Below are 23,357 nucleotides of genomic sequence, written 5' to 3' on the forward strand. Positions count from 1 at the left end.
ATGCGTTTCATCCCCACCAAGGTCCACGGTGCCCTCGACTACATCGTCGGTGTGGCGTTGATCGCCGCACCGTGGCTGTTCGGCTTCTCCAGCGTCGGGGGCGCTGCCGTCGTCATCCCGATCGTGCTCGGTGTCGGACTCATCGTCTACAGCCTCTTCACCAAGTACGAGTGGGGTCCGTTCGGGTTCATCCCGATGCCCGTCCACCTCGTGTTCGACATCGTGGCGAGCCTGTTCCTCGCGCTGTCGCCGTGGCTGTTCGGCTTCTCGGGCCAGGCGCTCAACGTCTGGCTGCCGCACGTCGTGGTCGGCGTCGCGGTGATCGTGGTCGTGCTGTTCTCCCAGCCTCAGCCGGCCCGCGTGAAGGTCTCTGCGGCTCACGCGTGAGAGCGACGACGACGGTGCTGCCGGACCTGTCCGGTGGCGCCGTCATCGGCGTGTGAGGTCACCGAAGTGCATCGCTCAGCCAGCGGGCATAGAGCGTCCACGGCTCGCCGCGTTCGCGCAGAGCCGCGATATGCGCTCTCACCTCGTCGGTCAGGGTGAACCACTCGCCGCCCTCCCTGACCGAGGCGAATTCTCGGTGTCGCTGCTGTTCGAGGGCCCTGCCGCCCTGTTCGAAGGCGAGGAGCTCGTCGTGCCGGATGCTCGTGAGGCGCTGCCGTGGCCTCCGGCTCGTGCCGATCTTCACCCGGCGGTCGTATCGGAGGTAATAGACCACTTCGATCGCGGGAAGAGGCAGGTCGGGGTCAGGTGCGTCTCCGTAGCGCCAGCCGCAGTCGGCGCAGATCAGGGAACCTTCGCGCCGTGTGCCGCGCAGACCCCCGCAGAGTCCGCACGGCCCGGGCAGGGGAGGAAGGTCTGACACGGTGTGAACGGTAGCCGTGGGCTCCGACACCCGAGACTGAGCCGGTCGGGCCTTCTGCTGCGGTGAGGCGAAGAAACCCCGCGGAGTCGAAGCTCTGCGGGGTTCTGTGGTGGGCGATACCGGACTCGAACCGATGACCTCTTCCGTGTGAAGGAAGCGCGCTACCAACTGCGCCAATCGCCCATACCCGTGGGGTACGTCAACCGATACTACCCGACCGTCGGGGGCCCTGTTGACCAGATCGCGGGACACGCGCGAGATTCGGGTCTGGTTTTGACAACCGCCGATCGTCGGCTAATGTTTATCAAGTGCTCGGGGCAACAACCCGGGAACAACGCGGATGTAGCGCAGTTGGTAGCGCACAACCTTGCCAAGGTTGGGGTCGCGAGTTCGAGTCTCGTCATCCGCTCAAGTGCAGGGGCCTTCTTCGGAGGGCCTTCCGCACGTGGGGTCAATCCACACGGTGGCGTGGCCGAGCGGCTAGGCACCGGCCTGCAAAGCCGTTTACACGGGTTCGAATCCCGTCGCCACCTCTCAGAAACTGAATAGCCCCAACGGGCGCGATTGGCGCAGCGGTAGCGCGCTTCCCTGACACGGAAGAGGTCACTGGTTCGATCCCAGTATCGCGCACAGACAAAACCCCCGGTTCATCCGGGGGTTTTTGCGTTCCCGGGCCTTCGAGGGCGATCCCGCGGCGAGCTCGGACCCCAGCGAGACAGCGACCTCCAGTCGGAGGGATACACGGTGAAGCTGCGTGGCGAGACGCGCGAGCGGTGTCGTGGGCACCTTCGGTGAGGTTCGTACACTCGAATCATGTGCCGGTCCGACCTGGGCTGGAGCGCGAAGACAGGATGTAGTCCCGTGGAGGGCATGAAGTGACGGAGCAGATGCCGAACTGGGAAGGGTTCATGATCCCGACGCTTCGCGTTCTCGACGACGGGATCGTCAGGCACTGGCGGGAGTTCCAGCCGCTGGTCGCCGACGCGGCGGGGCTGACGGAGTCTCAGACGCAGGAGTTGCTGCCGTCGGGCAGTCAAGTCAAGTACGAGAACCGCATCGGCTGGGCGGTCTCGTTCCTCACCAACGTCGGTGCGCTCGCACGGCCGAAGCGGGGCCATTACACGATCACAGACGCCGGCCGTCAGCTCATCGGCTCCTTTCCCGACGGCATCCGCGAGCGCGACATCCGTGCGCTCGGTGCCGACCCGGAATCGCCGATCCGCCTCTACGAGAAGACCGAGCGGGCGAAGCCCAGCGATACGGTCGCGGCGGTCGACGGCGAGTCGATGACCCCGATCGAGCAGGTGCAGAGCGGTATCGCTCGCATCGATGAGGAGGTCGCCGCCGAGCTGCTCCAACGACTCCAGGGCAAGGAACCCGGATTCTTCGAGCAGGCTGTCGTAGAACTGCTGCTCGCCATGGGCTACGGCGGAACCACCGGCGGCGGCAGCGTGACGCAGCGCAGCAACGACGGCGGGATCGACGGGGTCATCGATCAGGATGTGCTCGGGCTCAGCCGCGTCTACATCCAGGCGAAGCGCTATGCCGACCACAACGCCGTCCAGCGTCCCGACGTGCAGGGTTTCGTCGGGGCCCTCAGCGGAAAGGCGGACAGCGGCGTCTTCATCACGACGAGCCGGTTCTCCGAGGGGGCGCGCGCCTATGCCGAAGGCGTCCCCATGCGCGTCATCCTCATCGACGGTGCGCGACTCACGAGCCTGATGATCCGTTACGGCGTCGGGGTCCAGGTGCGCGAGACGTACAAGGTCGTCGAGATCGACGAGGACTTCTTCGCCTGAGCCGCCGCGCGGCGCCAGACGATTGCGGATGTGTCCCGCCGGAACCCCCGGCGGGACGCGCGATGTTCAACGGGGGGAGCGGTCCTCCTCGGCGGTCGCCCACAGCGCCCAGAGCACGAGCAGCGGCTGCAGGAAGAGGCGGCCGAGACGGCGGGCGTCCGTGTCGAGGCCGGGTGCGGAGCGGCGCGTACGCCATTGGTGCACGTTCCCGGGGAACACGGCGACGAAGAACCCCGCCACGGCCCAGCCCATCCTGCGGCGTTCGCGGGGGAGGGCGACGAGACCGGCAGCCAGCGCGAGCTCCGCCGCCCCCGAGGCGATGACGATCGCGTCCTTGTCGAGGCGCGTGACCCGCGTCGCCCAGTCCGGGACGACGATCCGGAAGCCCCGATTGCGGACGAGATGGGCGGCGCCGGCCGCGGCGAGCACCAGCGCGAGCATCCATCGTGCAGCAGTCCTGACCATGCGTCTACGCTATCCGGTGCCCGCCGGCGACCTCAGCCGACCTGTGCCGATCGAGCCGCCTCCCATGCGCGGAACTCTTCAGCGATCCGCGGCGACTGCGTGTGGTGCAGATAGTGCGAGCCGTCGAGCGCGATCACCGTTCCGTCATCGACGCCCGCAGCCTGCTTCTCGTGCAGTTCCCGCCACTCCGGGACCTCCTCGTTGTGCTCCACGACGAAGAGCAGCAGCGGCAGCGCCGGGGCGAATCCGGTGCCGAGCGCGTCAGCGAAGTTCGTGCGGATGTGGGACATCTCATCGAGATACGTCGCACTCAGCGAGTTCCGGTTGGAGAGCATCACCAGTTGCTCGCGCACCTCTTCGGAGTACACGTCCTCCTCGTAGCCCGTGGCGGACGTGGCGACAAGGCGGATGAGCCCGAGGTTCTTGGCGGCGCCGAGCAGGCCGATGGGGAACGCGGTGTCCGTTCGGGGCTGACCGGGCACACTGGAGTCGATACCGACGAACGCCTCGACCTCGTCGGGATAGCGACGTGCGAGTTCGATGCCGTACACCCCGGCGATCGAGTGCCCCATCAGCACATACCGGTCGATGTCGAGCTCGTCCAGAGCCTCGTGCACCTCGGAGACGATGTTCGCCGTCGTGCGTTCGCGGTCCGTGCCGTCGCTCAGGCCGTAGCCGAACGGCTCGACCACGACGACGCGGTGATCCGCCGACAGGTCATCGACGAGAGGCGCGAAATCGAGCGCGGGCGACGCCGTGCCGAACCCGGGGAGGAGCACGATGGTCTCGTCGCCCTTGCCGCTGATGGCCACGTTCATGTGGCGTCCGTCGACCTCGACGAGCTGGCCGTAGGGCTCGATCCGCTCCTGTTCGGCGTCGGTGGCGACGACGTTCACGATCGTGGTCGTCGCCAATCCGACGGCGATCACCGCGGCGACGGCGGTCACCGAGACGAGCACTCTCTTCACAGACTTCTTCATTCGGACCTCTCCCGCGGCGCACGGTGCGCCCCGTCCTTCCAGCGTCGTTCGGATGCCCGCTCGAGGCATCGCCCCGGCGCAGACATCTCCCTACCGCGTTCGCAGTACGGGGAAGTCATCCTCAGGGCGGACTCCCGATCCGGCCGCGCGCGGAATACTGGAAGGATGCCCGCCCGCCCCGCTTCCGGACTCACCGCGCCGTTCGGGGATGTGATCGCCGTCGCGGTCATCGTCCTGTTCGCGGTGCTGCCCTACCCGGAGTCGGTCTTCCAGGTCCCCGGGATGCTGCTCCCGATCGCGCTCCTGCCGGCCGCGGCGATGCCGTTCCGTCGTCGGTGGCCCCTCGCGGTCCTTGGCGTCAGCGTCGTCGTCGCGGTCGTCCTCTCGGTGATGGGGATACTCTCGCCGAGCTCTCTCATCGCGACGGCGATCAGCGCTTTCGCCGTCACCGCGTACACGCGTCGCACTGTGGGGCTGATCGCGCTGACGCTCGTCGTCGGAGTCGTCTTCGTCTCCAACGCGGTCCCGCTGCACGGAGAGTTCTTCGATTCGAGGGCCTTGCAGTTCCTGTTCTTCATCGCACTGGCCGGGGCGATCGGCGATGCCACACGATCTCGTCGCGAGTTCGGCGCCGCGATGACCGAGCGTGCGGAACGTGCGGAGCGCGGCCGGGAAGAGGAAGCCAGACGTCGGGTCGCGGAGGAGCGTGTGCGCGTCGCGCGCGATCTCCACGACGTCGTCGCGCATCAGATCACGGTGATCAGTCTCAACGCGGGCGTCGCGTCGTCGGCGCTGGAATCCCGACCGGATCGCGCGAGAGAGGCGCTGACGACGATTCGACGCGCGTCCCGCACGGTCCTCACCGACATCGGGGGCCTGATGGCGCTGCTGCGCTCCGAGGATCCGGAGGACACCGGGGATCTGCGCCCGCAGACCGGGCTCGCGGGCGCCGCCGACCTGATCGCGCGCTTCGTGGACGCGGGGCTGCGCGTCGAGCTCCACGACGAGTCCGCCGGGGTCGCGCTGTCTCCGTCGAACGATCACGTCGCCTACCTCGTGCTCCTGGAGAGCCTCACCAACGCCCACAAGCACGGGGCGGATCGTCCCGTGCGCGTCCGCCTGGACATCGTCGGCGGCGATCTCCTCATCGACGTCCGCAACGAGGTGCGTCCGGGGCCGGAGGCGTCCGCTGGCGGTCACGGGCTCGTCGGGCTGCGTGAGCGCGTCACAGCCGTCCGCGGCACGGTCCGGACGGAGAGCGTCGACGGAGTGTTCCGTCTCGACGTACGACTCCCCACAGACGGAGGGAATGACGAATGGTCACCGTGATCATCGCTGATGACCAGCCGCTCATCCGGCAGGCCGTCCGCGACATCCTCGGCGACGCCGGCATCCTCGTGGTCGGCGAGGTCGCCACAGGGCGGGATGCCGTGCGCGCCGTGGAGCGCGAGTCGCCGGACGTGGTGCTGATGGACATCCGGATGCCCGACCTCGACGGCATCGCCGCGACGGCCGAGATCTGCGCAGAGGGGGCAGGGGGTCGCACGCGCGTGCTGATCCTCACGACCTTCGAGGAGGACGAGTACGTGGTGGCGGCCCTGCGCGCGGGTGCCAGCGGATTCATCGGCAAGGGCGCCGAGCCGGAGGAGATCGTGCGCGCCGTGCTCACGATCGACCGGGGCGACTCGCTCCTGTCGTCCGCTGCGACACGCGCCCTCATCGAGCGCTCGCTGCGCGCCGCCGACGCATCACCCCGCGTCCCGGATCAGGTCCTTCTCGACGCGCTCACCGACCGCGAGCGCGAGGTGATGCTGCTCGTCGCCGGCGGACTGACCAACCAGGAGATCGCCGAGACCCTGACGATCTCTCCGCACACCGCGAAGACCCATGTGAATCGGACGATGATGAAGCTGGGAGCCCGCGACCGCGCACAGCTCGTGATCCTCGCCTATGAGTGGGGCCTCGTCGTTCCCGGCGTCTGACGAGACCTCCTCGTACCCCAGAGGGAGGCGGATTCCATACCCCGGTAGCTGTTCAGCGGCCCGGCGCCTCCGTAGCGTGTCTTCCATGCGCTCCCGTCTGCTGTCCTCCACCGTCATCCTGCTCGCCGTCACCGCCGCCCTGACCGGCTGCGCGGTGTTCGACACGGGGACACGGGTGAGCGAGGACCGACCGATCACGGACATCAACGAAGTGGTGCTGGATACGAGCGGCGATCTCACGATGCGCGTCGGCAGCACGCCATCCCTGCGTGTCACCGCAGGGGAGAACGTGATCGGCGAGCTCACGTCCGAGATCTCCGATGGGGTGCTGACCCTCGGCATGGAGAAGACGCCCATCGGATGGAACGGTGAGATCCGCTACGAGCTCACGGTGACGACCCTCGAGACTCTCCACGTGCGAGGCTCGGGCGACGCGCAGGTCGACTTCACCGGCGCGACGGCGCCCTCGATCGACGTGCAGGGTTCGGGCGATGTCGAGGCCGCAGGCGTCGCCGCGGACTCGGCCTCCGTCGTCGCGGACGGTTCAGGCAGCATCTCCGTCGACGATGTCCAGCTCTCCGAGCTGACCGTCCGCATGACGGGATCCGGGGGCGTCGAGATCGACGGCACGGCCGCCGCCCAGGACGTCGAGGTCGCGGGGTCGGGTGGGTTCAGCGCGGCATCCCTGCGCAGCGACCGCGCCCGCGTGGTCGTCACCGGGTCGGGGGATGCCGATGTCGACGCCCGGCTCTCCCTCGATGTCGTGATCGACGGGAGCGGAGACGTCTCCTACGCGGGGGACCCGAGCGTGACGAAGAAGATCTCCGGCTCGGGGGAGCTGTACCGTCGCTGAACCTCGGAGGTCAGCTCCGGGACCGCGTACGCGAGCTCACCAGGAGCGCAGCCCCTCCCGCGCCCAGCAGGACGGCCAGGACGCCGAGACCGAGTGCGGCGCGCGCATCCGATCCGGTGGTCGCGAGAGTGCTCCCCGACCCCGGTGAGGTCGGCGCTTCCGGAACGACGGGACGTGCGGAGACGGCGACCTCTGCGGTGGGCACCGGTGGCTCAACGGACTCTTCCGCGTTCCGGGGCACGACTCCGCGGGCGTTTCCGCTCCAGGAGACGGTTCCCGGACGAGGCCCTGACGCCGTCGCGCGGAACGTGTAGGTCACCACGAGCGTCTCGCCGGGGCCGACGATGCCGGTCCAGCGGACGGCGCTGCCGTCCACCGTCACGGCACCGGAACTCGCGTCCGCATCGCGGATGAGGACGGAGGCGTCGTTCGCGGCGAGGAGGTCGGCGACGTTCACGTCGAGGGGGGTGTTGCCGGTGTTCGCGATGGTGAGAGCGACCCGTCCGGTCGTCTCTCCGGGGGCGGCGGTGTCGGGGGTCACTGCGCGGTCCACGGACAGCGCCGGAGAGATCGGGGTACCGGAGGCCGCTCCGCCCGAGCCGGCGAAGAAGGCGAGAGTGGACAGCCCTCCCACTCCGTTCCCCCCGCCCTGGTGCCCGCCGACCGATCCGGTCACGATACGGGTGCCGGCGCCGAACACCTTCCGTCCCTGAAGCGGGAGGGCGGTGTTGGGAGCGTCGAACAGCGAGGGGCCCGCCGAGACGAGGTCGTACGCCTGCTCGACGACGATGTATCCGGTCGGCGAACCGGTGACCGTGACGCCGAACACCGGCTCGCCATCGTGCGTCTCCTGCTCGTCCACCGTGTAGTCGACGCCGTCCTGCCACAGGGATGCCGGATCCGTGAACCCGCTCAGAGTGGCGGGGAGCTCGTCCAGCCCGAACACCCGGGTGGACCCGCTGACAGGGGCGAGTCTTCCGGTCCAGTCGTTCGCGCCGCCCACTCCGATCCACTGGCCGCCGTCTTCGGCGAACTCGGGGACGGCCTCGACGACGGAGCGCGCGAGGAAACGCAGGGAGCCGGTCGGGCTCGGGACCCACGTCCCCACGGTGCCGGCGGGGTTCCAGGCGAATCCCGTGTAGGAGGCGCTGAGCGGGAACACGACGCCGTCGGCCGCGGCCTGAGCCGTGAGCGTGTCGTTCCCCGGGCCCACGGAGTCGGCGCTGACGAAGATCGCGAGCTCGGCCTGCAGATCGACGACCGCGGCGGCTGCGGCGGAGTACGTGACGGTGATGCGGTGTCCGTCGGGTGACACGGCGAAGGTCGCGAGCTCCACCCCGTCCTCATCGCGCAGCGTCCCGGGAGCGGCCGCCGCAGTGAGATTCGCGGAGAGGTCGATGTTCGTGGCTTCGCCTGGCACGGGATCGGCGTCGGAGAGATCGATGCGCAGCGCCCAGGTCGGGTAGGCGGTGGACGGCCAGGACGGCTCGCCGGGGAAGTACGGCTCCAGCGACACGGCCGCTACCGGAGTCACGTCGTCGGAGGGAGCGACCGCGGCGCCCGCGGCCGTCGGCAGCGCGACGATCGCGAGGGCGAGAAGGCCGGCGACGGCGGCGGGGCGGGAGCGGACAGAGCGCATGGCGTGGCCTATCGGGTGCAGTGGGGGAGACGGGGATGCGATCGGCTCCCCGTGATCACCGTATCGATCAAGACGGTGAGTGCGGGAACCCTGGAACACTGAACGCATGACCGTTCTGCGCATCAGCATCCTGTTCCTGCTCGCTGCCGTCGCGGAGATCGGCGGCGCCTGGCTGATCTGGCAGACCGTGAAGGAGGACCGCGGGTGGCTGTTCGCCGTGTTCGGCGTGATGGCCCTCGGAGCGTACGGATTCATCGCCGCGCTGCAACCCGATGCGAACTTCGGGCGAGTGCTCGCGTGCTACGGCGGTGTGTTCATCGCCGGCTCCCTGGCGTGGGGCATCATCGTCGACGGATTCCGGCCCACGACATGGGACTGGGTGGGTTCGGCCGTTGCACTGGTCGGTGCGGCGATCATCGTGTTCGCTCCGACGGCTGGCGGCGCGAGCGAGTCGGCGGCGCTGTGAGTCAGGGGAGATCCGCGGAGGTTCGTTTCATCCGCTCATAGGCCGCGAGAGCCGCTTTCCTCGTGGTGCCCAGATCGACGATCGGCGCCGTGAGGAGGGAATCCCCGGCCCATCGTTCGACATAGCGGGACTGCGGATCGAACTTCTTCGCCTGAAGCTCAGGGTTGAAGACCCGGAAGTAGGGCGCGGCATCGGCGCCGGACCCGGCCACCCACTGCCAGTTGAAGGGGTTGCTCGCCTCGTCCGCGTCGACGAGCGTGTCCCAGAACCACTCCTCGCCGAGCCGCCAATCGATCAGCAGATTCTTCACCAGGAACGACGCGGCCACCATCCTGACGCGGTTGTGCATGAATCCGGTGCTCCAGAGCTCCCGCATCCCGGCATCCACCAGCGGCACGCCGGTGCGTCCCTGCTGCCACGCGGTGAGCTGTTCGACGTCGACCGGCGGCCAGGGGAAGGCGTCGAAGGACGGGCGCAGGTTGCGGGTCGCCAGATCGGGGAAGTGGAAGAGGGTGTGCCAGGCGAACTCCCGCCATCCGAGCTCGGCGAGGAACTTCCCTGTCCCCGGTGCGCCCGCGGCGCTGTGCCACACGGTGAACGGGCTCAGCTCTCCCCAGCGCAGTCGAGGAGAGAGCAGCGAGGTCATTCCCGCCGCGGGCTCATCACGCGTTCGTTCGTAGTCGTCGACGTCTTCCGTGAGGAACTGAGCAAGGCGGTCGATCGCTGCGGGCTCGCCGGGTGTCCACGTCTCTCGCAGACCTCCGGCCCAATCAGGGGACGACGGGCGCAGAGCCCACCCGGCGATGTCGTCGGATTCGAGAGCGGGCGGGATGCCGACGAAGTCGTCAGGTTCCGGCAGCGGACGCCGGGGCGCCGGAAGCGCCTGGCAGGCGCGCCAGAACGGAGTGAAGACGGAGAAATGGGTGCCCCCGCCCGTCCTGACCATCCACGGCTCGTGCAGAAGCGACGCCGAGAAGGACTCGACCAGAAGACCGGCCTCGCGCAGCGAGGACTTCAGGGCGGCGTCGATCTCGCGCTCGGCCGCCCCGTAGCGCCTGTTCCAGTACACGGCGCCGGCGGAGCTCTCCCGGACCACATCCTCGACGACCCGTGACGCGGGGCCTCGCCTCAGCACCAGGGGCACGCCCTTCTCCCCGAGCCGCTCCGCCAATGACGACAGCGAATGGTGCAGCCACCAGCGAGCAGCCCCTCCCAGAGCCCGGACACCGGGTGATTCCTCATCGAGCAGGTACAGGGCGATGGTCGGCTCACCACGGCGCGAGGCCGCGAGCAGGGCCGGGTTGTCCGCGATTCGGAGATCATCGCGCAGCCAGACGATCGTGGGAGAGGGCATATCTCATTGTCCCCTCTGCGTGCTCGTCACCGCGGAGCTCCCACGGTTCGCCCGATTCCGAGTGCGAGAGCGGTCTGAAGCACCCGGTCGTGCGGGTAGCCTGGATTCCTGACCCAGATGGAGTGCTCAGTGCCTGAAAACGCCCAGCCGAAAGACGGCTTCGCCCTGTTCTCTGACCGATCCGTCGTCGCGATGCGCGTCGGCGGCGTCCTCAAGGACCTCGCCGCCACCGTGACCGACGCCGACGAGGTCGAGCCCGTCACCATCGACAGCCCCGACGGGCTGAACATCCTGCGTCACTCGGCCGCTCACGTGCTCGCCCAGGCGGTGCAGCGCATCAATCCGCAGGCGAACCTCGGCATCGGCCCGCCCATCACCGACGGGTTCTACTACGACTTCGGCGTGGACACGCCCTTCACCCCCGAAGACATCAAGGCCATCACCAAGGAGATGCAGCGCATCGTCCGCGAGGGCCAGCGCTTCGTGCGCCGCGTCGTCACCGACGATGAGGCGCGCGCCGAACTCGCCGATGAGCCGTTCAAGCTCGAGCTCATCGGTCTCAAGGGCTCGAACGCCGACGCGGCCGAGGGCGCGTCCGTCGAGGTCGGCGAGGGCGAGCTCACGATCTACGACAACACGACCCGAGACGGCGAGGTCGTCTGGAAGGACCTCTGCCGCGGGCCGCACCTGCCCAACACGCGGATGATCGGCAACGGCTGGGACCTCACCCGCATCGCCGCGGCGTACTGGCGCGGCAGCGAGAAGAACCCGCAGCTGCAGCGCATCTACGGCACGGCCTGGCCGTCCAAGGACGAGCTGCGCGCGTATCAGGAGCGCCTCGCCGAGGCCGAGCGTCGGGACCACCGCAAGCTCGGCGCGGAGATGGACCTGTTCTCCTTCCCCGACGAGATCGGCTCCGGTCTCGCGGTGTTCCACCCGAAGGGCGGCATCATCCGCTACGAGATCGAGGAGAACCTGCGCCGTCACCTGCTGCGCAACGGGTACGACCTCGTGAACAGCCCGCACATCACGAAGAAGGATCTCTTCATGACGTCGGGTCACCTGCAGACGTACGCCGACGGCATGTTCCCTCCGATGCACCTCGACGAGATCGTCGACGAGGAGGGGAACATCACACGGCAGGGGCAGGACTACTACCTGAAGCCGATGAACTGCCCGTTCCACAACCTCGTCTTCCGTTCGCGTGGACGCTCGTACCGCGAGCTGCCTCTACGGCTCGCGGAGTTCGGCACCGTCTACCGATACGAGAAGAGCGGCACGCTGTCCGGCCTGACCCGCGTCCGAGGGCTGACGCAGGATGACGCGCACATCTACGTGGCCCAGGATCAGGTCAAGGAGGAGCTCACCACCAACCTGAACCTCGTCCTGGACCTCCTGCGCGACTACGGGCTCAACGACTTCTACCTCGAGCTGTCTACGAACGAGGAGGGGAACCCGAAGTTCCTCGGAGAGCCCGAGCAGTGGGCCACGGCCATCGAGACCCTGCGCGAGGTCGCCGTCGCATCCGGCCTCGAGCTCGTCGCCGATCCCGGTGGCGCGGCCTTCTACGGTCCCAAGATCTCGGTGCAGGCGCGCGACGCGATCGGCCGCACCTGGCAGATGTCGACGATCCAGCTGGACTTCAACCAGCCCGATCGCTTCGAGCTCGAGTACACCGGATCCGACGGGCAGAAGCATCGTCCGGTGATGATCCATCGCGCCCTGCTGGGTTCGGTCGAGCGCTTCTTCGCGATCCTTCTCGAGCACTACGCAGGAGACTTCCCGCTGTGGCTGGCGCCGAGCCAGGTCGTCGGCGTCCCGGTGGCCGAGCAGTACGGCGACTACCTCGACGACGTGATCGGCCAGCTGCGCGCGGCGGGAGTGCGCGCAGATGTCGACCACTCCGACGACCGCATGCAGAAGAAGATCCGCAACCACACGACGGCGAAGGTCCCCGTGATCCTCATCGTCGGCGAGCAGGACAGGGCAGCGGGTACGGTCTCGTTCCGCTTCCGCGACGGCACGCAGGAGAACGGCGTGCCGGTGGCGGATGCCGTGCGCCGGATCACCGCGGCGATCGCTTCGCACGCGCTGGTGCTGAAAGCAGGGGACCTGGCGTGACCTCGGGTTCTGAGTCGTTGGAGGACGCCGGTCATCTGGCCGGCGTCCCCGACGAGTTCCAGAGGCTGTGGACCCCGCACCGGATGGCGTACATCCAGGCGGGCCCGGAGCCGCTGCGCGAGGAGTGCCCGTTCTGCGAGGCGCCGAAGCACCCGGACGCGGAGAGGCTGATCGTGGCACGGGGCGAGACCGCCTATGTGCTGCTGAACCTGTTCCCGTACAACTCCGGCCACATGCTCGTGTGCCCGTACCGGCACATCGCGACCTACGATCAGGCGACGCCGGAGGAGGTCGCCGAGATCGGCGCCCTCACCCAGACCGCGATGCGCGTGCTGCGCGAGGTGTCACGCTGCGACGGCTTCAATCTGGGCATGAACCAGGGCGCCGTCGCCGGGGCCGGCGTCGACGCCCATCTGCACCAGCACGTGGTGCCGCGATGGACGTCGGACGCCAACTTCTTCCCGATCATCGCCAAGACGAAGGCGCTGCCGCAGCTGCTCGGCGAGGTGCGCGAGGCCGTCGCGAACGCCTGGCCCTCCGCCTGAGCCTCACACGTCTCGTCGCTGCGCTCCTCGCTCAACGGCCGGATGCGGGAGTCCGGTCGCTGAGCGAGCGAGCGCAGCGAGACGAAGCGCGGTAGCGTCCGCGCCTCAGCGCACCTGGCGTGCGGTGAACTGGAGTCGCGGGTTCGCGTAGAACTCCTGCGCCTCGATGAGCTGCAGCTCGCGTTCGCCCGACTCGAGGGTCAACGACAGCAGGTCGAACACGCTCGACGCCGTGCGCTCCAGCGCCGTCTGCGCGCTGCCGGTCTGCACGTAGTGGGCGGTGAACAGTGCGGCGGTGACGTCGCCGGAGCCGTTGGCCTTCATCGGAAGGCGCGGGGTCTGCACGATCCACGCACCGGTCGCGTCGGCGACGAGCATCTCGATCGTGCCCTCTTCGCGGTCGGGTCGCTCGACGCTGGTGACCAGCACGGTCGAGGGGCCCATGGCCATCGCGAGGTCGACGGAGGCGAGGGTCGATTCCAGCGTGTCGGGCTCGGTCTCGGTGAGGAAGCCCAGCTCGAACTGGTTCGGCGTGATGATGTCGGCCACGGGGACGACCTTCTCGCGGAGCAGGATCGGAATCGCGGGAGCGACGAAGCAACCGGACTTGGCGTTCCCCATGACCGGATCGCACGCGTAGACGGCCTCCGGGTTGGCGGCCTTGACTCGGGCCACGGCGTCGATGATGACGTCGCCGATGCCCTCTCCGCCCTGGTAGCCGCTGAGCACCGCGTCGATCTCGCCGAAGACGCCGCGCTCCTCGATGCCGGTGATGACCTCGGCGACGTCGGCCGGCGCGATGAGCGGGCCGCGCCAGGCGCCGTAGCCGGTGTGGTTGGAGAAGTTCACCGTGTAGACCGGGAGCACCTCGACGCCGATGCGCTGCAGCGGGAAGACCGCCGCCGAGTTGCCGACGTGGCCGTATGCGACGGCGGACTGGATGGAGAGGACCTTCATTCTCCGATCCTTTCGTTCAGAGCGGGCCGGAGACCGCGGGGGTGGATCATCGCACTGCCGCGACGAGGTCGGTGACGAGCGTCGCCGCATCGTCGTCGGAGAGATCGTGGACAGTGAGGCGCAGGTGGCGCGACGGCTCTGCCCTGTCGTCGAGAGCGAAGTCGTCACCTGTGCGGGCCAGCCAGCCGCGCCGCATGAGGCGCTCGGCGACCGTGCGCGCGGCGATCGGCAGGGCGACCCACAGGCTCAGTCCATCTGATGCGGCGGCCTCGATGCCGTGCTCTCGCAGACGGGTCGCGAAGTCGTCATTCTTGGCCGCGTAGTGCTCGGATGCCGCCGCGATCCGCGCTGCCACGGTCTCGTCGGTCAGCTGCGTGAGCGTCAGGCGCTGCAGCAGGTGGCTCACCCAGGTGGTGCCGGGGCTCAGCCGCATCGCGAGACGCTCTGCGGTCTCGGGATCGGTCGCCGCCACGGCCAGGCACATGTCGGGACCCAGGAACTTCGAGACCGAGCGCACAAGCGCGAACCGTCGATGCGCGGGGCCGATCAGGGTCTCGTAGGGGCGGCGCGACAGCATCGAGAAGTGATCGTCCTCGATGATCAGCACGTACGGGTGCGCGGCGAGCACGGTGCGCAGCTCCGCCGCCCGGCGGGCGCTGAGGCTGGCCCCGGTGGGGTTCTGCGCGCGGGGTGTGCAGATCACCGCGCGGACGCCGGCGTCGAGTGCGGCCCGCAGACCGTCGACCGTCATGCCCTCTTCGTCGACGGGCACGGGGACGGCACGGTATCCGCCGAGCCGGACGGTGTGGATGCTGGCCAGGAAGCACGGATCCTCGAGCGCGACGGCGTCGTCGCGCATGAGAGCCTGCGCGAGCAGGCGCTCCACGGCATCCACCGCACCGCTGGTGATCGTGATGCGGAAGTCGGCGTCGCCGAGGTCTGCGGCGACCCAGTCGTGCGCCCACTCGTCGAGCCCGCGGTCGATCACGGGCTCTCCGTAGAGCACCGGGCGGCCGGCGAGGGTGGCGAGTGCGGGGGATGGGTCCGGGATCAGCCGAGGATCCGGGTTTCCGGTTCCGACATCGCGGAGCACCGTGTCGGCGGCGTATCCCTCCTGGGCGACGGACTCGTGTCCCGCGACGACGGTCCCTGCGCGGCCACGCGACACGACGAGTCCCGCCTGGGCCAGCTGACGATACGCGGCGACCGCCGTGTTGCGATTGACGCCGAGGGTCGAGGCGAGCTCACGCACCGGAGGCAGGACGCTGCCCGCACGCAGCAGGCCGCGGTCGCGCAGCCCGCGCACGCTGTCGGCGATCTCCGCCGCGGTGCTCCCTGTGATGTCCGTCATGAGTCCTCGTGACCGATTCTAGGTCGTTCCGGACAGTGCTATCTTTTGACATAGATCAAAACGAGCTTTGGTTCATCCTGACAGGAGCCCCTCATGACCGAACAGACCACCACCGGATCCTCGCGCGTCAAGCGCGGGCTCGCCGAGATGCTCAAGGGCGGCGTCATCATGGACGTCGTCACCGCCGAGCAGGCGAAGATCGCCGAAGACGCCGGCGCCGTCGCCGTGATGGCCCTCGAGCGCGTTCCCGCCGACATCCGCGCCCAGGGCGGCGTGTCGCGCATGAGCGACCCCGACATGATCGACAGCATCATCGACGCGGTCTCGATCCCCGTGATGGCGAAGGCGCGCATCGGCCACTTCGTCGAGGCCCAGGTGCTGCAGGAGCTCGGTGTCGACTACATCGACGAGTCCGAGGTGCTCTCGCCCGCCGACTACGTCAACCACATCGACAAGTACGGCTTCACGGTGCCCTTCGTGTGCGGCGCCACCAACCTCGGCGAGGCACTGCGCCGCATCAACGAGGGCGCGGCGATGATCCGCTCCAAGGGTGAGGCGGGCACCGGAGACGTCTCCGAGGCGATGAAGCACATCCGCAAGATCCGCGGCGAGATCGCCGCGCTCACCGCGCTCCCGAAGGACGAGCTGTTCGTCGCAGCCAAGGAGCTGCAGGCGCCGTACGAGCTGGTCGCCGAGATCGCCGAGACCGGCAAGCTCCCCGTCGTGCTGTTCGTGGCGGGCGGCGTGGCCACCCCCGCGGATGCCGCCATGATGATGCAGCTCGGCGCGGATGGCGTCTTCGTCGGCTCCGGCATCTTCAAGTCGGGCAACCCCGCAGAGCGCGCGAAGGCCATCGTCAAGGCCACGACGTTCTTCGACGACCCGAAGGTCATCGCCGAGGTGTCCCGCGGACTCGGCGAAGCCATGGTCGGCATCAACGTCTCCGACCTCCCCGCACCGCACCGCCTCGCCGAGCGTGGCTGGTAGCCCGAAGGTCGGCGTGCTCGCGCTGCAGGGCGACGTGCGCGAGCACGCCGCCCTGCTCGCCGGTCTCGGCGCCGAGGTCGTGCTCGTACGCCGTCCGGAGGAGCTCGCGACGGTATCGGGGCTCGTGATCCCCGGCGGCGAGTCGAGCGTGATCGACAAGCTCTCCCGGATCTTCGGTCTGCAGGAGCCCATCCGCGAGGCGATCGCCGCGGGGATGCCGGTGCTCGGCACCTGCGCCGGGCTCATCATGCTGGCGGATGCCGTGGTCGACGCGATCGACGGACAGGAGTCGTTCGGCGGGCTCGACGTCGTCGTCCGACGCAACGCCTTCGGCCGCCAGGTCGAGTCCTTCGAGGCGGAGCTCGACGTTCCCGAGCTCGGCACGGGGTCCGTGAAGGCGGCGTTCATCCGCGGACCGGTGGTCGAGAGCGTCGGAGAGGCGGCATCCGTCCTCGCCGCACTGCCGGACGGCCGCGTCGTCGCCGTCGAGCAGGGCGGTCTCCTCGGGCTCAGCTTCCACCCGGAGATCACGGGGGAGAGCCGCTTCCACGCGCGCTTCCTCGATCGGGTCGCGGCGCGCGCGGCGTGATTCGTTAGACTGGACGATGCCCTGGGCCAGGCGCCCGGGCGGATTCGACGAGCGGGAGACTTATGTCCGGGCATTCCAAGTGGGCCACGACCAAGCACAAGAAGGCGATCATCGATTCGCGGCGTGCGAAGTCGTGGGCGAAGCTCATCAAGAACATCGAGGTCGCGGCCAAGCTCGGCGGCGCCGACCTGCAGGGCAACCCGACGCTGTTCGACGCCGTCCTCAAGGCGAAGAAGACCTCCGTCCCGAAGGACAACATCGATCGCGCCATCAAGCGCGGCGCCGGTATCGGCGGCGAGGCCGTCGAGTACACCTCGATCATGTACGAAGGCTACGGACCCAACGGCGTCGCCCTCATGATCGAGTGTCTGACCGATAACAAGAACCGTGCGGCGGCCGAGGTGCGCACCGCGCTCAGCCGCAACGGCGGCACCCTCGCCGACCCCGGCAGCGTGGCGTACAACTTCAGCCGCAAGGGCGTCATCGTGGTGAGCTCTGAGGGCACCACCGAAGACGACGTCATGATGGCGGCGCTCGAGGCGGGCGCCGAGGAGATCGAGCCGCACGCCGAGGGCTTCGAGATCGTGACCGAGCCGACCGACATGGTCTCGGTGCGCTCGGCCCTCGTCGACGCGGGCATCGAGTACGAGTCGGCCGACGTCGAGTTCGTCCCGAACCTCAAGGTCGAGATCGACGCCGACACGGCGCGCAAGATCTTCCGACTGATCGACGCCCTCGAGGACAGCGAAGACGTGCAGAACGTGTTCAGCAACTTCGACCTGTCGGCCGAGGTGCAGGCGGAGCTCGAGAACGACGAGTGACGGGCGCGCCGGGCAGCCGGCGCCGCTGACGGCGCATAGCCTGGAGAGGTGACCTCCTCCACGTTGCGCGTCCTCGGCATCGACCCCGGTCTGACCCGGTGCGGTGTCGGCGTCGTCGACGTCGACCGCGCCCGTCGAGGGACGCTCGTGCACGTCGGCGTGATCCGCTCCGCCGTCGACGCGCCGATCGGCGAACGTCTCGCGACGGTGGCCGCCGGCATCCGCGAGGTGATCGCGGCGCACCGCCCTGACGCGGTCGCCGTCGAGCGCGTGTTCGCTCAGCAGAACAGCCACACGGTGATGGGCACCGCGCAGGCGAGCGGTGTCGCGCTCCTGCTGGCGGCCGAGGCCGGTCTTCCTGCGGCGACCCACACGCCGAGCGAGGTGAAGGCCGCGGTCACGGGCTACGGTTCCGCCGACAAGAGGCAGGTGCAGGCGATGATCGCCCGCATCCTCCGTCTCGACGCCCCGCCGCAGCCCGCCGACGCCGCTGACGCGCTCGCGATCGCGCTGTGCCATGCGTGGCGCCGAGGGGCTGCGGGAGCTCCGGGGCAGGACGTGCTGACGCCCGCGCAGAAGGCCTGGGCGGATGCCGAGCGTGTCGCTCGAACGTATGTACGATCCGGTGCCTAGACTGGTGAGATGATCTCCTCGCTGCACGGCATCGTCCTGCACACGACGCCGGACCAGGTCGTCATCGAAGTCGGAGGAGTCGGGTTCTCCGTCGCCGTCCCCGCCGATGTCGCGCACACCGCCGCGATCGGGGAGCGGCTGATGCTGCACACGAGTCTCATCGTCCGCGAGGACGCCCTGTCGCTCTACGGGTTCGCGGATCGCAGCGAACTGGAGGTCTTCGGCCTGCTCATCAGCGTCACCGGTGTCGGACCGAAGTCCGCGCTCGGTGTCCTCTCGCACCTCACGGTCGACCAGATCGCCGAGGCCGTCACCGCGGAGGACGACGCGCCGTTCCGTCGCGTCTCCGGCATCGGTCCGAAGACCGCCAAGCTGATCGTCGTGCAGCTCGCCGGAAAGGTGGCTCCCGTCGGAAGCCCGGCCAGGAAGCCCGCCGCCGGGGGAGTCGACGTGATCGATCAGGTCGCGGCGGCGCTCATCGGGCTCGGCTGGTCCGAGAAGGTCGCCGTCGAGGCGGCGACCCAGACGGCTGCCGACGCCTCGGAGGCCGAGCGCTCGTCCGTCGCGTCGCTCCTGCGCCGCACCCTCGCGATGCTGGGGCCGGCGCGTGTCTGACGCGCGCGACGCGACCGAGCCGGTCGACGAGACAGAGCTCGCCATCGAGGGCGCGCTGCGACCGACCAGTCTCAGCGACTTCGTCGGTCAGCAGAAGGTCCGCGGCCAGCTGCAGCTGCTGCTGGACGCCGCCGGCATCCAGAGCCGCCCGGCCGACCACATCCTCCTCGCGGGCCCCCCAGGGCTCGGCAAGACCACTCTGGCCATGATCGTCGCTCACGAGAGCGGGCGTCCGCTGCGGCTCTCCAGCGGCCCGGCGATCCAGCACGCCGGTGACCTGGCCGCCCTGCTGTCGAGCCTGACCCCCGGCGAGGTCCTCTTCATCGACGAGATCCACCGCATGGCGCGCTCGGCCGAGGAGATGTTGTACCTCGCGATGGAGGACTTCCGCATCGACATCATGGTCGGCAAGGGCGCCGGGGCCACGAGCATCCCCCTGGAGCTCGCCCCGTTCACCCTCGTCGGCGCGACGACCCGCTCCGGTCTGCTCCCGAACCCGCTCCGGGATCGCTTCGGCTTCACCGGCCACCTCGAGTTCTACGACGAGTCCGAGCTGGAGCGCGTGATCGACCGATCCGCTCGCGTACTCGGAGTCGATCTGCCCTCTGACTCCCTCGCAGAGATCGCACGGCGCTCCCGTGGCACCCCCCGCATCGCGAACCGCCTCCTCCGGCGCGTCCGCGACTACGCACTCGTGCACGGCGGGGGAGAGGCGACCCTGTCCGGCGTCCGCGCGGCCCTCGAGCTCTACGACGTCGACTCGATCGGCCTCGACCGCCTCGACAGGGCAGTGCTGGAAGCGCTGGTCCGCCGGTTCAAAGGCGGCCCCGTCGGTCTCAGCACGCTCGCCGTCGCGGTCGGCGAAGAGGCCGAGACCGTGGAGAGCGTCGTGGAGCCGTACCTCGTGCGGATCGGCTTCCTCGGTCGCACTCCGCGGGGTCGGATCGCCATGCCGGAGGCCTACGCGCACCTCGGCGTCGCCCGTCGCACCGAAGACGGACTGTTCGATCACCTATAATCGCTGAAGACTTCCTTCCGATCCCCCCTGGTGCACGCCGTCGTCGGCGTGTGCGCGACTGAAAGGCATCCGCGATGGATCCCACACTCATCATGCTCCCGATCCTCGCGGTGCTGATCATCTTCATGTTCGTGAACACCCGCAAGCGTCAGAGGCAGATGAAGGCCGACCAGGAGGCCAAGGCGACGAAGACCGTCCCCGGCGCCAAGGTCCTGCTCCAGGGCGGCATCTTCGGGACGATCGTGGCCTACGACCCGATCGACCTGGACGAGCCGGCTCTGGTGGAGATCGCACCCGGCACGATCATCGAGGTGCACAGCCAGGCGATCCTGCGGGTCGTCGAGCCCAAGGACGCCATCGCGGACGACGTGACGGATGCCGTCGACGAGACGCCCGCCGCTGACGCCGCTCCCGGCATCGAGACGGCCGAGGAGACGCGCGCGCGTCTCGAGCGCGACGCGGACGACAAGTAATCCTCCTCAGGACCATGGCGCCGCACCGGCGCTCCGGCATCTCAGAAAGCTGATCACGTGGCTTCTTCCTCTCCGGTCCGTCACGCCTGGAGGGTCCTTCTCGGACTCGTCCTGGTGACAGGCGTCCTCTTCGGCATCAACGCGCTCGGCGTGTATGTGTTCAAGCAGAGCTCGTGGACCCCAGAACTCGCCCTCGACCTCCAGGGCGGCACGCAGATCGTCCTCCAGGCGCAGACCGAAGACGGCGCAGCGCCATCGCAGGAGCAGATGGACCAGGCGGCCGCGATCATCCGGCAGCGTGTCGACGCCTCCGGTGTGAGCGAGGCCGACATCACGACCGAGGGCGGCCAGAACATCGTCGTGCAGATCCCCGGTGTGGCCGACGAGGCCACGCGCGAGCGGATCAAGTCGAGCGCTCAGCTGGAGTTCCGCGCGGTGCTCTACACGACGGCCGCCGCGACGTCGTTCACCGGGGAGGACGGCAACACCACGCCGTATCCGACGCCGGACCCCTCGCTGAACGCCACCCCGACGGTGAAGCCGACGGACTCGAGCGACCTCGCGTGGGTCACCGACAAGCTGCAGGCCGAGTTCCTCGCCTACGACTGCGCGAACCCGCCGGCCGACGCCTCGCGGGCTCCCCAGGACCAGCCGTTGATCGCCTGCGACCCGAGCGGCACCGCCAAGTACCTCCTGGGCCCGGCCGAGCTCACCGGCACCGCGATCACCGATGCGACGGCCGGCCGCGACCCCAAGTCGGGCGCCTGGCTCGTGCAGCTGACCATGACGTCTGAGGGAGCCGACGCCTTCGGCAAGGTCAGCACGCGTCTGTACCAGAACAAGCTCGCCAACCTCTCGCCGCGCGACCAGTTCGCGTTCGTGCTCGACGGCAGCGTGATCAGCGCTCCGCAGATGAACGGGCAGATCCTCGACGGCCGCCCGAGCATCTCGGGCAGCTTCACCCAGGAGTCCGCGACCACTCTCGCCGACCAGCTCAAGTTCGGCGCCCTGCCTCTCAGCTTCGTGGTGCAGAGCTCGGGAACCGTGTCGGCGACCCTCGGTACGCAGCAGCTGCAGATCGGCCTCATCGCCGGTCTCATCGGCCTCGCGCTCGTCGCGATCTACTCGCTGATCGTGTACCGGGCTCTCGGCGCCGTCATCGTCGCCTCGATCGCGGTGATGGGTGTGCTGACCTACATCATCATCTGCATCCTCGCGTGGCGCATGGGCTTCCGTCTCTCGCTCGCCGGCGTCGCCGGTCTGATCGTGTCGATCGGATTCGTCGCGGACTCCTTCATCGTGTACTTCGAACGAATAAGGGACGAGCTGCGCGACGGCAAGTCGATCACGGCAGCCGTGGAAGACGGCTGGGGCCGCGCGAAGCGCACGATCTACATCTCGAAGTCGATCAACATCCTCGCCGCCGTCGTGCTGTACATCCTGGCCGATGCGACGGTGAAGGGCTTCGCGTTCACCCTCGGGCTCACGACCCTGATCGACGTGTTCATCTTCGTGATCTTCACGCACCCGGTCATGCAGCTGCTCGTGCGCACCCGCTTCTTCGGCGGCGGACACAAGCTCTCGGGCCTCGACCCGGAGTCCCTCGGCGCGGTCTACCGCAGCCGCTCGCAGTACCGCGAGGTCGCGACGGCATCCGCCGGCCGCGGGGCGAAGAACGCGCGCTCGCGCGGAGAAGCAGACCGCAGGCAGACGATCGCCGAGCGCAAGCGCGCAGAGGCACTCGCCGGCGACAGAGCCGGCAGCGGCGGAAATGAGGGGGCGAACTGATGGCTTCCATGAGTGAGTTCGGCAACAACCTGTACTCGGGGAAGACCTCTTTCCCGTTCGTCGCCAAGCGTCGACTGTGGTTCATCATCGCCATCGCGCTGGTGGTCGGGTCGATCCTCGTCCCGTTCATCCGTCCCGTGCAGTTCTCCATCGAGTTCACCGGCGGATCGCAGTTCACGGTCACCGCCCCGAACAGCATCGATCAGAGCACGGCGACCAAGGCCGTGCATTCGGTGGTTCCGGATGCTGCGACGAAGGTCGTGGTCGTCAGCGGCAAGGACATCCGCGTCCAGACCGATCAGATGAGCGACGAGGAGACGCAGAAGGTCTCCGCCGCTCTCGCCGATGCCTACGGAGTCGACCTGAAGAGCGTCACCTCCTCGTTCATCGGCCCCGCGTGGGGTGAGAACGTCACCAAGCAGTCGCTGTGGGGACTCGCGATCTTCCTGGCGCTGACCTTCCTCATCCTCGCCCTGTACTTCCGCACCTGGAAGATGTCCGCGGCGGCGATCATCGGCCTGCTCGACGTCCTCGTCATCACGATCGGCGTGTACGCTCTCGCGGGCTTCGAGATCTCTCCGGCGGCCGTCATCGGCTTCCTGACGATCCTCGCCTACTCGCTGTACGACACGACCGTCGTCTTCGACAAGGTCCGGGAGAACACCACGGAAGACGGGGAGAAGTCCGGACGCACCTTCGGGGAGTCGGTCAACCTCGCCGTCAACCAGACGCTGGTGCGCTCGATCAACACCTCGGTCGTCGCCGCACTGCCTGTCGGGGCGATCCTCTTCATCGGCGCCTTCTGGCTCGGCGCGGAGACGCTGACCGACATCTCGCTGTCGATCTTCGTCGGCATCCTGGTCGCGACGTACTCGACGCTGTTCGTCGCCGCTCCGCTCTACTCGCTGTTCCGCGAGAACGAGCCGCAGCTCATGGCGCGTGACGCGAAGATCCGCGAGGCTCGCGCCAAGGCGACCGTCGACGCGTGATCGTGCTCGTCCTGCGGGGCTCGGCCCCGCAGGACCCGCGTAAGATGTAGTGATTGGGGAGGTG

At 68.6% G+C, this 23,357-nt stretch carries 24 protein-coding genes and 4 tRNA genes; 20 read left to right on the forward strand and 8 right to left on the reverse strand.

The window, feature by feature from the left end; all coding sequences use genetic code 11:
- Positions 1-387 (forward strand): SPW repeat protein, encoded by a 387-nt coding sequence (locus tag LC438_RS09090; protein ID WP_105673092.1) that lies wholly within the window; start codon positions 1-3, stop codon positions 385-387.
- A 58-nt stretch (positions 388-445) separates the two neighbouring features.
- Here the strand turns inward: LC438_RS09090 and LC438_RS09095 are convergent, their stop codons facing one another.
- Complete coding sequence (locus LC438_RS09095) at positions 446-691, reverse strand: GIY-YIG nuclease family protein (RefSeq protein WP_223586385.1); 246 nt, start codon at positions 689-691, stop codon at positions 446-448.
- 284 nt (positions 692-975) lie between these two features.
- Positions 976-1,051, reverse strand: a tRNA-Val gene (locus tag LC438_RS09100).
- 153 nt (positions 1,052-1,204) lie between these two features.
- On the opposite strand from LC438_RS09100, the gene LC438_RS09105 reads away from it, so the two are divergent.
- From LC438_RS09105 to LC438_RS09120, 4 genes are all read left to right on the forward strand, one after another.
- A tRNA-Gly gene (locus LC438_RS09105) sits at positions 1,205-1,277 on the forward strand.
- Positions 1,278-1,330: 53 nt separating this feature from the next.
- Positions 1,331-1,401, forward strand: a tRNA-Cys gene (locus LC438_RS09110).
- 25 nt (positions 1,402-1,426) lie between these two features.
- Positions 1,427-1,498, forward strand: a tRNA-Val gene (locus tag LC438_RS09115).
- A 278-nt stretch (positions 1,499-1,776) separates the two neighbouring features.
- Complete coding sequence (locus LC438_RS09120) at positions 1,777-2,667, forward strand: restriction endonuclease (RefSeq protein ID WP_263294812.1); 891 nt, start codon at positions 1,777-1,779, stop codon at positions 2,665-2,667.
- Between the two features lie 66 nt (positions 2,668-2,733).
- Here the strand turns inward: LC438_RS09120 and LC438_RS09125 are convergent, their stop codons facing one another.
- Positions 2,734-3,132, reverse strand: a complete 399-nt coding sequence (locus LC438_RS09125) for a hypothetical protein (protein ID WP_223586387.1) — start codon at positions 3,130-3,132, stop codon at positions 2,734-2,736.
- A 32-nt stretch (positions 3,133-3,164) separates the two neighbouring features.
- Complete coding sequence (locus LC438_RS09130; protein WP_223586388.1) at positions 3,165-4,112, reverse strand: alpha/beta hydrolase; 948 nt, start codon at positions 4,110-4,112, stop codon at positions 3,165-3,167.
- 165 nt (positions 4,113-4,277) lie between these two features.
- Between LC438_RS09130 and LC438_RS09135 the strand changes: the two genes are divergently transcribed.
- The 3 genes from LC438_RS09135 (at position 4,278) to LC438_RS09145 (ending at position 6,947) form a co-directional block, all read left to right on the forward strand.
- A complete protein-coding gene (locus tag LC438_RS09135) occupies positions 4,278-5,441 on the forward strand; it encodes a sensor histidine kinase (RefSeq protein WP_223586389.1) in 1,164 nt (387 codons plus the stop codon).
- Positions 5,429-6,094 carry a response regulator transcription factor gene (locus LC438_RS09140; protein ID WP_223586390.1) on the forward strand — a complete coding sequence of 222 codons (666 nt, stop codon included), beginning with the start codon at positions 5,429-5,431 and terminating at the stop codon, positions 6,092-6,094. The genes LC438_RS09135 and LC438_RS09140 overlap by 13 nt, the downstream gene beginning before the upstream one ends.
- A gap of 85 nt (positions 6,095-6,179) precedes the next feature.
- Positions 6,180-6,947, forward strand: coding sequence for a head GIN domain-containing protein (locus LC438_RS09145; RefSeq protein ID WP_223586391.1), 768 nt, complete (start codon positions 6,180-6,182; stop codon positions 6,945-6,947).
- A gap of 10 nt (positions 6,948-6,957) precedes the next feature.
- Here the strand turns inward: LC438_RS09145 and LC438_RS09150 are convergent, their stop codons facing one another.
- The gene (locus tag LC438_RS09150; protein ID WP_223586392.1) at positions 6,958-8,586 is read right to left on the reverse strand and encodes a hypothetical protein; all 1,629 of its coding nucleotides are present in this window, start codon (positions 8,584-8,586) and stop codon (positions 6,958-6,960) included.
- Between the two features lie 106 nt (positions 8,587-8,692).
- Between LC438_RS09150 and LC438_RS09155 the strand changes: the two genes are divergently transcribed.
- On the forward strand, positions 8,693-9,052 hold the full coding sequence (locus tag LC438_RS09155) for a YnfA family protein (RefSeq protein WP_223586393.1): 360 nt from the start codon (positions 8,693-8,695) through the stop codon (positions 9,050-9,052).
- Position 9,053: 1 nt separating this feature from the next.
- Here the strand turns inward: LC438_RS09155 and LC438_RS09160 are convergent, their stop codons facing one another.
- Positions 9,054-10,406 (reverse strand): deoxyribodipyrimidine photo-lyase, encoded by a 1,353-nt coding sequence (locus LC438_RS09160; RefSeq protein WP_223586394.1) that lies wholly within the window; start codon positions 10,404-10,406, stop codon positions 9,054-9,056.
- A gap of 117 nt (positions 10,407-10,523) precedes the next feature.
- On the opposite strand from LC438_RS09160, the gene thrS reads away from it, so the two are divergent.
- The gene (gene thrS, locus LC438_RS09165) at positions 10,524-12,527 is read left to right on the forward strand and encodes a threonine--tRNA ligase (RefSeq protein ID WP_223586395.1); all 2,004 of its coding nucleotides are present in this window, start codon (positions 10,524-10,526) and stop codon (positions 12,525-12,527) included.
- A complete protein-coding gene (locus tag LC438_RS09170; RefSeq protein WP_105677371.1) occupies positions 12,524-13,072 on the forward strand; it encodes an HIT domain-containing protein in 549 nt (182 codons plus the stop codon). The genes thrS and LC438_RS09170 overlap by 4 nt, the downstream gene beginning before the upstream one ends.
- A gap of 105 nt (positions 13,073-13,177) precedes the next feature.
- On the opposite strand, the gene pdxY is transcribed toward LC438_RS09170, so the two are convergent.
- A complete protein-coding gene (gene pdxY, locus LC438_RS09175; protein WP_105677370.1) occupies positions 13,178-14,029 on the reverse strand; it encodes a pyridoxal kinase PdxY in 852 nt (283 codons plus the stop codon).
- A 46-nt stretch (positions 14,030-14,075) separates the two neighbouring features.
- Positions 14,076-15,380, reverse strand: a complete 1,305-nt coding sequence (locus LC438_RS09180) for an aminotransferase class I/II-fold pyridoxal phosphate-dependent enzyme (RefSeq protein WP_223586396.1) — start codon at positions 15,378-15,380, stop codon at positions 14,076-14,078.
- Positions 15,381-15,473: 93 nt separating this feature from the next.
- Here LC438_RS09180 and pdxS point away from each other — a divergent pair, with 93 nt between their 5' ends.
- The 9 genes from pdxS (at position 15,474) to secF (ending at position 23,293) form a co-directional block, all read left to right on the forward strand.
- Entirely contained in the window at positions 15,474-16,367 is an 894-nt protein-coding gene (gene pdxS / locus LC438_RS09185) for a pyridoxal 5'-phosphate synthase lyase subunit PdxS (RefSeq protein WP_105677367.1), read from the forward strand.
- A complete protein-coding gene (pdxT, locus tag LC438_RS09190) occupies positions 16,357-16,956 on the forward strand; it encodes a pyridoxal 5'-phosphate synthase glutaminase subunit PdxT (RefSeq protein ID WP_223586397.1) in 600 nt (199 codons plus the stop codon). The genes pdxS and pdxT overlap by 11 nt, the downstream gene beginning before the upstream one ends.
- Positions 16,957-17,018: 62 nt before the next feature.
- Positions 17,019-17,777 carry a YebC/PmpR family DNA-binding transcriptional regulator gene (locus tag LC438_RS09195; RefSeq protein WP_223586398.1) on the forward strand — a complete coding sequence of 253 codons (759 nt, stop codon included), beginning with the start codon at positions 17,019-17,021 and terminating at the stop codon, positions 17,775-17,777.
- Between the two features lie 48 nt (positions 17,778-17,825).
- Positions 17,826-18,410: a crossover junction endodeoxyribonuclease RuvC gene (gene ruvC / locus LC438_RS09200; protein WP_105677363.1), complete on the forward strand. Its 585-nt coding sequence runs from the start codon at positions 17,826-17,828 to the stop codon at positions 18,408-18,410.
- 9 nt (positions 18,411-18,419) lie between these two features.
- Entirely contained in the window at positions 18,420-19,025 is a 606-nt protein-coding gene (gene ruvA / locus LC438_RS09205) for a Holliday junction branch migration protein RuvA (protein WP_105677362.1), read from the forward strand.
- On the forward strand, positions 19,018-20,043 hold the full coding sequence (ruvB, locus tag LC438_RS09210) for a Holliday junction branch migration DNA helicase RuvB (RefSeq protein ID WP_105677361.1): 1,026 nt from the start codon (positions 19,018-19,020) through the stop codon (positions 20,041-20,043). Before ruvA ends, ruvB begins: the two co-directional genes overlap by 8 nt.
- Before the next feature lie 74 nt (positions 20,044-20,117).
- Positions 20,118-20,516: a preprotein translocase subunit YajC gene (gene yajC, locus LC438_RS09215; protein WP_105677360.1), complete on the forward strand. Its 399-nt coding sequence runs from the start codon at positions 20,118-20,120 to the stop codon at positions 20,514-20,516.
- Between the two features lie 57 nt (positions 20,517-20,573).
- The gene (gene secD / locus LC438_RS09220) at positions 20,574-22,304 is read left to right on the forward strand and encodes a protein translocase subunit SecD (protein WP_105677358.1); all 1,731 of its coding nucleotides are present in this window, start codon (positions 20,574-20,576) and stop codon (positions 22,302-22,304) included.
- Positions 22,304-23,293 carry a protein translocase subunit SecF gene (gene secF / locus LC438_RS09225; protein WP_105677357.1) on the forward strand — a complete coding sequence of 330 codons (990 nt, stop codon included), beginning with the start codon at positions 22,304-22,306 and terminating at the stop codon, positions 23,291-23,293. Before secD ends, secF begins: the two co-directional genes overlap by 1 nt.
- Positions 23,294-23,357 lie beyond the last annotated feature (64 nt).

The organism is Microbacterium sp. OVT16B (assembly GCF_019969705.1).
Classification (GTDB): domain Bacteria; phylum Actinomycetota; class Actinomycetes; order Actinomycetales; family Microbacteriaceae; genus Microbacterium; species Microbacterium natoriense.